The sequence below is a fragment of the Microcoleus sp. D2_18a_B4 genome (assembly GCF_036702475.1).
In the GTDB taxonomy this organism is placed as follows: Bacteria; Cyanobacteriota; Cyanobacteriia; order Cyanobacteriales; family Microcoleaceae; genus Microcoleus.
The window spans coordinates 101,580-113,228 of record NZ_JAUBTL010000012.1 but is presented as its reverse complement, the minus strand read 5'-3'; the positions used below and the strand labels follow the sequence as shown (position 1 = coordinate 113,228).

Genomic DNA, 11,649 nt, shown 5'->3' with positions numbered 1-11,649 from the left:
CAAAAATTGCAAAGATATCGTAAAGCTTGCAAGATGAATCCGGGGCTGGTTCTTCTTTTAATCCAAAATCCCAAATCTAAAATCTAAAATCTAAAATCTAAAATCGATTGACTGCTTTCACCAGCGACTGACAGGCCCGCAGGAAAACGGCAACATCGACCCCAAGTGCGACGTACTGAACGCCAGCATCAATCCACTGCTGGGCGATTTCGGGGTTTTCGGCAAAAGTACCTGCGGCTTTGCCTGCTTTGCGGATGGTTTGCACTGCCTCCTGCATCATGTCGATGACGCGGGGATCGCGGACTTGGCCGGGAATGCCGATCGACTGTGACAAATCGTAAGGCCCTAGAAAAATCACGTCCACCTGCGGCACAGTAACAATTTCCGCAAGGTTGTCGATGCCGCCTTTGCCTTCGACATGAATCACAACTAAGGATTCTTCGTTGAGTTTGTCGGTGATATTTGTACCTGCAGCGGTGTAAAGTCCGGCCCGCGTAGCAAAGGAAAGGCCTCGCGTGCCCAGAGGACTGTATTTAGCGCTTTTGACAGCGGTTTCGGCATCGATTTTGCTTTCAATTTGAGGTATTTGAACGCCTGCACTGCCGATGTCGAGAGCTCGTTGAATTTGTGGCCCATCGTTTTTGCGGACGCGAATAATCGGTGCAATTCCGGTGCAGTCGGCGGCGCGACACAAATCTTCAGCAGCAAGCGAGTGTAGGGGCCCGTGTTCCATGTCGATAACGGCGAAATCAAATCCAGCGTGACCGCATATTTCTATGAATGCGGGATAAGCGCAGTTCATAAATAAACCTAGGACTGTTTCGCCTTGTTTAATTTTTTGTTTGAGTTGGTTTGGACGCATGGGTAATCCCGGAAAATTGAGTTTTTTTAGCGCAGATGAAGCCAGATTCTTTTTAAGAATACAGCTAAAATATTGTCGTGATGAATTACTTTAGGTTAACAGAATAGACAAAAATTTGGTAGCTGCTTTTGCTTCTCTCTTAAAGGGAATCAAGCACAAAAGCCAGCCAACAATAAACATTCCTAAGATTGGTAAAAATATGGCTCCCACGGATGGTTCTACTAACCAAGCAAATAAAGCAAACATTCCAATACTGCCAGTTGTCCACAGCCAAAGAATCAGAAGTCCTATAACTGTTTTATGTAAACTCATCCTAATTTTGATGGAACAACCGAATTGTTGAGTATGTATATCTCCTTGTATAATTGGGAACAATAAATGTCTCCCGATGATGATGCGATTGATTTTGAAGGTTTTGCCAGAAATCGTTCCTTCATAGGGTTTCGCAGGTGGCGGGCCAAAGGGTATAATTATTCTAAAAACTTTGGGAGGAGTAACAACTTCGTCCAACCTGCGTAAAACTTCCGAATAAGTCAAACTGGTGGTAATTGTTAAACTCTCAAAAGGAATCAATGACCTAAAAATTTTGACGATTTTGAGCATAAGGTTCATCCGGCTGTTCAATAGTTGTTGCTGGTATTAATGCCTCTTTTCTAAAAAAGTTTTCCCTGACAACACCGCGAAATACCAGTATACTGCAAAATAAACATTTAGATGGGATGAGTGTTTTTCGCGCTATGTCACAATTAATTCCCCAATCTCCGATGAAACTTCGACAGTATCTATTTTTGGTCAAAGGTCGATCGATCCTTAGCCTCACCCTCGGCATAATTTCCGCGATTGGGAACATTTCGCCAGTATTTGCCGCACCTCCCCGTAATCCAGACAATGCAGAAACTTGCGACATTCTAGTAGCAGGCGGCGGGCTTGCAGGCGCTGCTACCGCTTACGAAGGTTTGCTGGCTGGGCGCACAGTTTGCCTCACTGAAATTACTGACTGGGTAGGCGGTCAAATTTCCTCCCAGGGAACTTCCGCACTCGATGAAAGAGATACTCAGCGATCGCTCTTATTTTACCCCCGTGGCTACCTAGAATTGCGGGAGCGGATCAAGGAACATTACGGCCGGCTAAATCCCGGAGGCTGTTGGGTTAGCTATTCGTGTTTCATGCCCTACGACGGTCACAAAATTCTATTTAACATCTTGCAGGATGCCGCTAGAAAAGGCAAAGGCACGCTGAAATGGTTTCCCAATACAGTTATTAAAGAACTAGCAATTACTCCTGCTGTGGCGGGGAATACGGTTGGGGGTCAACAAATTAAAAGTGCGATCGCCATTCAACACAAACCAGCCCCCAACACCCCACCAATCAACACCGAAACTCTTTCTCAGACTATCGAAGATGCCTATCGCTACGAAAATTCTCCGCGATTTAACAAAACTATTATTCAGTTTATTCCTAAAGCATCTGGAACCCCCTCTAACCCCAGAAGCGGAGGGAATTCCACAAGTTCCTCCCCTTCTGGCAGTAGGGGGGGTGCTGATTGGTACGTTGTAGATGCCACCGAAACAGGTGAATTGATCGGACTTGCCGATGTTCCCTACCGCCTCGGAATTGACCCGCGTTCCCCTCTCGAACCTTCCTCAGCCAGCCCCACCGGCGACGCTTACTGCACTCAAGGTTTTACCTACACCTTTGCAATGGAGGCAACGAAGGAACCGCAGCAGCATCAAGTCCCGTCTTTTTATCAACAATACGCTCCTTACTACAGTTACGAATTGCAGAGACTGGCGAGCTTTCCCTTAGTTTTTAGCTACCGCCAAATTAGGAGCATGAGACCGGATCAAAAGCGACCTTCAGACCCGAAGCAATACCCGATTTATCCGGGGGATATTTCGATGCAAAACTGGACTTGGGGCAATGACTATCGTCCCGGCAATTCTCAAGATAATTTAATTTACACTCGCGAGCAGTTGCAAGAGTCCGGTCAACTGCAACCGGGGGGATGGATGGGCGGTTTGCGAACGGAAACTTTGCGAAGAGGAGAGGAAAATGCCAAAGGATTTTTCTACTGGCTGGTAACAGGAACTACTGACTCGCAGCTAGGAGATGGAGTCAAAAAGCCTAATCCAAACAATCGTTTTTTGAGCGGTTTGGATTCGCCGATGGGGACGGTGCACGGACTTTCTAAATATCCTTATATGCGGGAGGGCCGGCGCATTATTGGGCGGCCGAGTTTCAATCAGGCTCAAGGTTTTACGGTGTGGGAAGTTGATATGTCTCGCACTGACTTTACGGCTGATTTTTACCGCCAGAATTTGTCGGAGGAAGAGTATCGGAAGTTGTGGTTAGCTGTGGGTGGTTTGAATGCGCCGGCTTTGGCTGTGGGAAGTCAATCTGTTGAGGATACAAAATCGCGATCGCGCGCTACGATTTATCCTGATTCTGTGGGTATCGGTCATTATGCGATCGACTTTCACCCCTGCATGACTAACAGTCCGCCGGAAGCACCGGGAAATACCGAACGGGAAGGCACTCGCAAAGGTCAAGGGCAAGCTTATCCCTTCCAAATTCCGCTGCGGGCAATGATTCCCCAGAAAATTGACAATATGTTAGTGGCAGGTAAAAGTATTGCTGTTAGCCACACAGCGGCCGCTGCTTATCGAGTGCATTCTTTTGAATGGTCTGCAGGTGTGGCGGCGGGAGTTACGGCTGCTTTTTCCCTAGAAAAGGGGATTCTCCCTTATGAATTAGTGGACGAATTGCCGTCCCGCGAGCCAAACTTGGAAGTGTTGCAGTTGCGGTTGCAACAAAATGCTAATCCGATCGCCTTTCCGGGTACTTCTATTTTCAATAGTTCGTGGCAAAATTGGAAATAATCGCAGTTGGTAATCTGTAGGGCGGACATCCTGCCCCCCCTACAATAAAATTCACTCTTTGTGGAACAGGGTGGAACAGGCTTTCGGGCCTGTTCCTGACACCCCACAATTAATTGCTTACCAAGAAGAGCCTGCTAACCAGTAGAAAATAACCAGTCACAAAATAGCTGATAAACCGCAATTTGTCATCTATCTTTCAATAGAAGCAATCAGACACTGCTTTAGTTGGATAATATCAATAATCTCAAAAATCTTCCCCCCTTCCCCTTCAAACTCGTCAAAGGTAACGGTCATGTCAACTGCACAGATAACAAGCCCCAATTCCAATAATGGTTATGCCAAACAGTTACTTAGAACCTTAGTGGCAGTCAAAAAAGGGGACTTTTCAGTTCGGATGCCCATAGACCAGACCGGTCTAGCGGGGAAAATTGCTGACGAACTTAACGAAATTATCGAACTCAATGAGAGAATGGCGGCCGAACTCGATCGCATCGGCACAGTTGTCGGTAAAGAAGGCAAAATCGCCCAGCGGGCCACCATCGGCAGCGCCGAGGGGTCATGGGCAGCTAGCGTCAACTCTGTCAATACCCTAATTACAGATTTAGTGCAACCAACCTCTGAAACCGCCAGAGTAATTCGCGCCGTAGCAAAAGGAGATTTATCGCAAACCATCGCCCTAGAAATAGAAGACAGACCCCTCAAAGGAGAATTCCTCCAAACAGCGCAAATTGTTAACACAATGGTAGACCAGTTGAGCTCCTTTGCGTCGGAAGTAACGCGGGTAGCTAGGGAAGTGGGAACCGAAGGGAAATTAGGCGTGCAAGCTGAAGTTAAAGGAGTTGCCGGAACCTGGAAAGATTTAACGGATTCAGTTAACTCGATGGCCGGGAATTTAACAGCCCAAGTCCGCAACATTGCTGACGTGACAACCGCTGTGGCAAATGGCGATTTATCCAAGAAAATTACAGTAGATGTTAAAGGGGAAATTCTCGAACTGAAAAACACGATTAACATCATGGTGGATCAGTTGAGTTCCTTCGCATCGGAAGTAACACGGGTGGCGAGGGAAGTAGGAACAGAAGGGAAATTAGGGGTGCAAGCTGAAGTGCGGGGAGTTGCAGGAACCTGGAAAGATTTAACGGATTCAGTTAACTCAATGGCCGGCAATCTTACCGCACAAGTACGGAACATTGCGGAAGTGACGACGGCTGTGGCAAATGGTGACTTATCTAAAAAAATTACAGTAGATGTTAAAGGTGAAATTCTGGAGTTAAAAAACACGATTAACATCATGGTGGATCAGTTAAATTCCTTCGCATCTGAAGTAACGCGGGTGGCGAGAGAAGTAGGTTCCGAAGGCAAACTCGGCGGTCAAGCAGAAGTTAAAGGAGTTGCCGGAACTTGGAAGGATTTAACGGATAGCGTTAACTTCATGGCAGGCAGTTTGACAGCACAAGTGCGGAACATCGCTGAAGTAACAACCGCTGTGGCAAAGGGCGATTTATCAAAGAAAATTACCGTAGATGTTAAAGGGGAAATTCTCGAACTCAAAAACACCGTCAACACGATGGTTGACCAGTTAAATTCCTTCGCATCTGAAGTAACCAGGGTGGCTAGGGAAGTGGGAACCGAAGGGAAATTAGGCGTACAAGCAGAAGTGCAGGAAGTTGCAGGAACTTGGAAAGATTTAACGGATTCAGTTAACTCAATGGCCGGCAATTTAACAGCACAAGTCCGCAACATTGCTGAGGTGACGACGGCTGTTGCTAACGGTGACTTATCTAAAAAAATTACGGTACAGGTTAAAGGCGAAATTTTAGAACTGAAAAACACCATTAACGTGATGGTGGATCAGCTTAATTCCTTCGCATCTGAAGTAACCAGGGTTGCGAGAGAAGTGGGTTCGGAAGGTAAACTGGGCGGTCAAGCAGATGTCCGAGGCGTAGCAGGAACTTGGAAGGATTTAACGGATTCAGTTAATTTTATGGCGGGTAGTTTGACCGAACAAGTAAGGAATATTGCTGCTGTTACAACGGCTGTGGCAAATGGCGACTTGTCGAAGAAAATTACTGTTGATGTTAAAGGTGAAATTCTGGAGTTAAAAAACACCGTCAACACGATGGTGGATCAATTAAATTCCTTCGCTTCGGAAGTAACCAGGGTTGCTAGGGAAGTGGGAACCGAAGGGAAATTAGGCGTGCAAGCTGAAGTTAAAGGAGTTGCCGGAACCTGGAAAGATTTAACGGATTCAGTTAACTCGATGGCGGGGAATTTAACAGCCCAAGTCCGTAACATTGCGGAAGTGACAACGGCTGTGGCAAATGGCGACTTGTCTAAAAAAATTACTGTAGATGTGAAAGGGGAAATTCTCGAACTGAAAAACACGATTAACATCATGGTGGATCAGTTGAGTTCCTTCGCATCGGAAGTAACCAGAGTTGCTAGGGAAGTGGGAACGGAAGGTAAATTAGGTGTGCAAGCTTATGTGCGGGGTGTAGGGGGAACTTGGAAAGATTTAACTGATAATGTTAACTTGATGGCGGGGAATTTGACGGCGCAGGTGCGGAATATTGCGGAAGTGACGAAAGCGGTGGCAAATGGCGATTTGTCTAAGAAAATTACCGTGGATGTCAAAGGCGAAATTCTTGAACTGAAAGACACTATTAACGTGATGGTGGATCAGCTTAATTCCTTCGCTTCTGAGGTGACGCGGGTGGCGCGGGAGGTGGGAACTGAGGGTAAATTGGGCGGTCAAGCTGACGTGAAAGGAGTTGCGGGAACTTGGAAAGATTTAACCGACAATGTAAACTCGATGGCGGGGAATTTAACAGCGCAAGTGCGGGGTATTGCTAAGGTTGTGACGGCGGTGGCGAATGGCGATTTGAAGCGCAAATTAATGCTGGAAGCTAAGGGAGAAATTGCGACTCTGGCAGATACGATTAACGAGATGATTGATACGCTGGCGACGTTTGCCGATCAAGTTACTACAGTGGCGCGGGAAGTGGGAATTGAAGGGAAATTGGGCGGCCAGGCCAAGGTTCCGGGTGCGGCGGGGACGTGGCGAGATTTGACGGATAATGTGAATGAATTGGCGGCGAATTTGACTACTCAACTGCGGGCGATCGCCGAAGTGGCAATTGCTGTTACCAGAGGCGATTTAACGAGGTCAATTTCCGTCGCCACTGAAGGAGAAGTTGCCATTGTTAAGGACAACATTAACCAGATGATTGCCAATCTCCGGGAGACCACGCAGAAGAATACTGAGCAAGATTGGCTGAAAACAAACCTTGCTAAGTTCACTCGAATGCTACAAGGTCAGCGGGATTTAGAAACTGTTTCTAAACTAATTCTCTCAGAATTGACGCCGCTGGTTTCTGCTCAGCATGGCGTATTCTTTATGATGGAAGCTGTGGAACACGATCCGTTTCTCAAACTGTTAAGTACCTACGCATACCGCGAACGCAAACAGTTAGGAAATAGATTCCATTTAGGCGAAGGTTTGGTAGGACAGTGCGCCCTGGAAAAGGAACGAATCCTGTTGACTGAGGTACCGGAAAACTACGTTAAAATTGGATCGGGACTGGGAGAATCTACGCCGTTGAATGTCGTGGTTTTACCCGTACTATTTGAGGGACAAGTGACGGCAGTAATCGAGTTAGCTTCGTTCCGCCGATTCAGCGAAATACACTTGACATTTCTCGACCAACTTACAGAAAGTATTGCCATTGTCTTAAATACAATTGCGGCGAGTATGCGGACGGAAGAGTTGCTGAAACAGTCGCAGTCTTTGGCAGAAGAGTTGCAAACTCAGCAAAAGGAACTAACGGAAACTAACAAGCGCCTCGAACAACAAGCGCAGTCGCTCCGCGCATCTGAGGAACTGTTGAAGAGTCAGCAGGAAGAGTTGCAACAAACGAATGAAGAATTAGAAGAACAAGCTGAATTGCTAGCGCTGCAAAATAAGGAAGTTGAGCGGAAAAACCGAGATATCGAACAGGCGAGGGGGTTGTTGGAAGAAAGAGCGGAACAGTTGGCTCTAACTTCTAAGTATAAGTCGGAGTTTCTGGCAAATATGTCTCACGAGTTGCGAACTCCGCTGAATTCGCTGTTGATTCTCGCTCGATTGCTTTCTGACAATACTGAAGGCAATTTGACTCTGAAGCAAGTTGAATACACGCGCACAATTTACTCGGCGGGCACAGATTTGTTAGGGCTGATTAATGACATCTTGGATCTCGCTAAGATTGAATCAGGCACGATGTCAGTGGAAATTGAGCAAGTGTTGTTTACGGACTTGCGAGATCATTTGGATCGAACTTTCCGCCAAATCGCCCAGGATAAGAAGTTGAGTTTTCAATTAGAGCTTGAGGCTGGGTTGCCAAAAGGTCTCTATACTGATGCTAAACGGCTGCAACAAGTTTTGAAGAATCTTCTCTCTAATGCGTTTAAGTTTACAGAACGGGGCGAGGTGAAATTGCGTGTCGAAGTAGCGCGGGCAGGGTGGAATTTAGAAATAGAAAGTTTAACGAGTTCCCCTACTGTTTTGGCTTTCTCGGTTAGCGATACGGGGATTGGGATTTCGGCTGAAAAACACAGGGTTATTTTTGAGGCTTTCCAACAAGCGGATGGTAGCACTAGCCGCAAATACGGGGGCACGGGTTTGGGTTTGTCAATTAGTAGAGAAATCGCTAATCTGTTAGGCGGAGAAATTAAATTGACAAGTCGCCCTGGTGAGGGTAGTAAGTTCACGCTTTATCTGCCGCAAACTTACCAAGAATCGCGAATAATGAAGGATACGGGATCGGGAATGGGCAAGCAAACGGCTCAATTGCCGCCTGCTATTTCTTCCGCAGTTCCTGCGCCGAATTTCCACTTGCCGATCGCCGCTTATCCATCACCTATTATCGCTGATGACCGAGAAAATATTGAGAGTGGCGATCGCGTGCTGTTGATTGTCGAGGATGATGTAAACTTCGCTCGAATTCTGTTGGATATGGCGCAGGAACAGGGTTTTAAAGGTTTGGTGGCTTTGCGGAGCGATATCGGTTTGGCGATGGCGCGAGAGTTCAAGCCAACTGCGATTATGCTGGATCTAAATTTGCCTGTGATGGATGGCTGGACAGTGCTCGATCGCTTGAAGCACGACCCAAGTACGCGCCACATTCCGGTTCACATTGTATCAGTTGAAGAAGGGCGGCAGCGCAGTTTGCAGTTAGGGGCGATCGCCTATTTGCAAAAACCTGTTAGCAGCGAAGCTTTGAGCAAAGCTTTGGCTGATATTAAGGGTTTTGTCGATCGGCGAGTCAAGAATCTGCTAGTCGTGGAAGACGACGAAACGCAGCGTCTGAGCATTGTGGATTTAATCGGCAATCACGATGTTTGTACCACGGCTGTGGGGAGTGGTGCAGAGGCGCTAGCAACTTTAAGATCGGGGCATTTTGACTGCGTTGTACTCGATTTGGGACTGCCAGATATGACTGGTTTTGAACTGATCGAGCAAATCAAGCAAGATGCAATTTTAAAAAGTCTGCCGATTATTATTTATACGGGCAAAGAGTTGACGAAAGCCGAAGAAACTCAACTCAAGCGCATGGCGGAAACAATCATTGTTAAAGATGTGCGATCGCCGGAACGTTTGTTAGATGAAACAGCTTTGTTTTTGCACCGAGTCCAAGCAAATTTGCCGGAACCGAAGCGCCAAATGCTAGAGCAATTGTATCAAACCGATTCGACGCTCTCGGGCAAAACAGTCTTGATTGTTGACGACGATATGCGGAATATTTTCGCCCTCACAAGTATGTTGGAGCGCCATAAAATGCAAATTGAGTATGCTGAGAATGGCAGAGAGGGCATTGCTAAATTGCAAAATACGCCTGACATAAATATTGTGTTGATGGACGTGATGATGCCAGAGATGGACGGTTACGAAACAATGCAAGCCATTCGTAAAATGCCTCAATTTGCTTCCTTGCCCATGATTGCTCTTACTGCGAAAGCTATGAAGGGCGATCGGGAAAAATGTATCGAAGCTGGTGCGTCTGACTATATTACCAAACCTGTTGATACGGAACAGTTGCTCTCGCTGCTGCGTGTCTGGCTTTATCGATAATGAAGTCAGTTGTCAGTTGGCAGTTGACTGTTGGCAGTTGTCAGTTGGCAGTTGTCAGTTGGCAGTTGGCAGTTGGCAGTTGTCAGTTGGCAGTTGTCAGTTGGCAGTTGGCAGTTGTCAGTTGGCAGTTGTCATTAGTCATTAGTCAACAGTCATTAGTCAGCAGTCAGCAGTTAACAGTGAACAGTCAACAGTCAACAGTGAACAGTGAACAGTTAACAGTCAACAGTCAACAGTGAACAGTCAACAGTGAACAGTCAACAATGCCCAATAACCAATTACCAATTACAAATGTCCGAAAGCCATGAACTTGAAACAATCGAAATTCAACTCTTACTAGAGGGAATGTTTCGCTATTACGGATTTGATTTTCGCAATTATGCTCTTGCCTCTCTCAAGCGCCGTATTTGGAACACTATTCGCTCGGAACGGCTCACCACTGTGTCTGCACTTCAGGAAAAGGTACTTCACAATCCTGCTTACCTAGACCGTTTACTGCTGGATATTTCTGTCAATGTAACGGCGATGTTTCGCGATCCCAGCTTTTACATTAGTTTCAGAAATAAAGTGGTGCCGCTGCTGCGTACTTATCCTTTTATTCGGATTTGGCACGCTGGATGTTCAACGGGAGAAGAAGTCTATTCTATGGCAATCTTGCTGCAAGAAGAAGGACTGTATGACCGTTGTCGGATTTACGCTACGGACATGAATGAATTAGTTTTGAAAACAGCCAAAACTGGGATATTCCCGCTGAAGCAAATGCAAGAATATACGCAACTCTACCACCAAGCGGGGGGCACGAAAGCGTTTTCTGAGTATTACACTGCTGCCTATGAAAATGCTATTTTTCGGTCTTCACTTAAAGATAATATTGTCTTTGCTCACCACAACCTAGCAACGGATAATTCTTTTAATGAATTTAATGTTATTTTATGCCGTAATGTGATGATTTATTTCAATTCACACCTCCAAGAGCGGGTACACAAGCTTTTTTATGAGAGCCTGGGAATGTTTGGGGTTTTAGGACTAGGACATCAGGAGTCTCTGACTTTTACACCTTATGAAAAATACTATGAACCAATTGAAAGTAGTGATAAAATCTACCGAAGAGTTAAATAAAAAAAATTTTGAAATAGTGGTTGTTGGCACGTCTTTGGGAGGGCTAGAGGCTCTGACTGTGCTGCTGGCAAATCTGCCACCAACCTTTCCTTTGCCTGTAGTTATTGTCCAACACCGCCATAAGAGTTCTCAGAATAGGCTTACTTATTTTTTACAAAAGCAAAGCTCTCTCCAAATCACAGAGGCAGAAGACAAAGAGCCGATCGCACCGGGACGGGTTTACTTGGCTCCTGCTGACTATCACTTGCTAATAGAATCGCCCTCTGAGGAGGAGTTTAGCCTGCATGAAAACGACTTTACAGAATGGGGGGGCGTGGCAGTGGAGTCAACCCATAATTCAAAATCCCCAATCCCCAATGGCGGAGCTCCTACATTTGCACTATCAACTGAGGGCCCTGTCTCCTACGCGCGGCCCTCAATCGATGTGCTGTTTGAGTCTGCTGCGGATGCCTTTGGGGAGAAAGCGATCGGCATAATTTTAACGGGAGCTAATTCGGATGGCAGTAAAGGGCTGGCAAAAATTAAAGCTGAGGGAGGATTGACATTTGTGGAGGAACCGGCTTCGGCCCTATGCGCGACCATGCCAGCGTCGGCGATCGCAAATGTTGAAGTAGACTGGATTTTACCCCTCTCTAAAATCGCTCCCTGTTTAGTCAACTTGCTAAGAATTAAAGATTAAA

The 11,649-nt window shown here is 46.3% G+C and carries 7 protein-coding genes; 5 read left to right on the top strand and 2 right to left on the bottom strand.

Annotation, left to right across the window (positions count from 1 at the left end; genetic code table 11):
* Positions 1 to 97 precede the first annotated feature (97 nt).
* Positions 98 to 862 carry an aldolase/citrate lyase family protein gene (locus tag QUB04_RS09860; RefSeq protein ID WP_333283753.1) on the bottom strand — a complete coding sequence of 255 codons (765 nt, stop codon included), beginning with the start codon at positions 860 to 862 and terminating at the stop codon, positions 98 to 100.
* Positions 863 to 952: 90 nt separating this feature from the next.
* Positions 953 to 1,465: a hypothetical protein gene (locus QUB04_RS09855; protein ID WP_333283751.1), complete on the bottom strand. Its 513-nt coding sequence runs from the start codon at positions 1,463 to 1,465 to the stop codon at positions 953 to 955.
* 161 nt (positions 1,466 to 1,626) lie between these two features.
* Between QUB04_RS09855 and QUB04_RS09850 the strand changes: the two genes are divergently transcribed.
* From QUB04_RS09850 to QUB04_RS09830, 5 genes are all read left to right on the top strand, one after another.
* Positions 1,627 to 3,741 (top strand): FAD-dependent oxidoreductase, encoded by a 2,115-nt coding sequence (locus QUB04_RS09850; protein ID WP_333283812.1) that lies wholly within the window; start codon positions 1,627 to 1,629, stop codon positions 3,739 to 3,741.
* A 292-nt stretch (positions 3,742 to 4,033) separates the two neighbouring features.
* Complete coding sequence (locus tag QUB04_RS09845) at positions 4,034 to 9,850, top strand: HAMP domain-containing protein (RefSeq protein ID WP_333283749.1); 5,817 nt, start codon at positions 4,034 to 4,036, stop codon at positions 9,848 to 9,850.
* The gene (locus QUB04_RS09840; protein ID WP_333283747.1) at positions 9,850 to 10,089 is read left to right on the top strand and encodes a hypothetical protein; all 240 of its coding nucleotides are present in this window, start codon (positions 9,850 to 9,852) and stop codon (positions 10,087 to 10,089) included. Before QUB04_RS09845 ends, QUB04_RS09840 begins: the two co-directional genes overlap by 1 nt.
* A 52-nt stretch (positions 10,090 to 10,141) precedes the next feature.
* Positions 10,142 to 10,969 (top strand): protein-glutamate O-methyltransferase CheR, encoded by an 828-nt coding sequence (locus QUB04_RS09835; protein WP_333283746.1) that lies wholly within the window; start codon positions 10,142 to 10,144, stop codon positions 10,967 to 10,969.
* Entirely contained in the window at positions 10,923 to 11,648 is a 726-nt protein-coding gene (locus tag QUB04_RS09830; protein ID WP_333283744.1) for a chemotaxis protein CheB, read from the top strand. The genes QUB04_RS09835 and QUB04_RS09830 overlap by 47 nt, the downstream gene beginning before the upstream one ends.
* Position 11,649 lies beyond the last annotated feature (1 nt).

Bases quoted from the DNA above. Each gene is read 5' to 3' on its own strand.
- QUB04_RS09840 (WP_333283747.1), top strand. From the start codon at position 9,850: ATGAAGTCAGTTGTCAGTTGGCAGTTGACTGTTGGCAGTTGTCAGTTG.
- QUB04_RS09855 (WP_333283751.1), bottom strand. From the start codon at position 1,465: ATGCTCAAAATCGTCAAAATTTTTAGGTCATTGATTCCTTTTGAGAGT.
- QUB04_RS09830 (WP_333283744.1), top strand. From the start codon at position 10,923: ATGAACCAATTGAAAGTAGTGATAAAATCTACCGAAGAGTTAAATAAA.
- QUB04_RS09845 (WP_333283749.1), top strand. From the start codon at position 4,034: ATGTCAACTGCACAGATAACAAGCCCCAATTCCAATAATGGTTATGCC.
- QUB04_RS09835 (WP_333283746.1), top strand. From the start codon at position 10,142: ATGTCCGAAAGCCATGAACTTGAAACAATCGAAATTCAACTCTTACTA.
- QUB04_RS09860 (WP_333283753.1), bottom strand. From the start codon at position 862: ATGCGTCCAAACCAACTCAAACAAAAAATTAAACAAGGCGAAACAGTC.
- QUB04_RS09850 (WP_333283812.1), top strand. From the start codon at position 1,627: ATGAAACTTCGACAGTATCTATTTTTGGTCAAAGGTCGATCGATCCTT.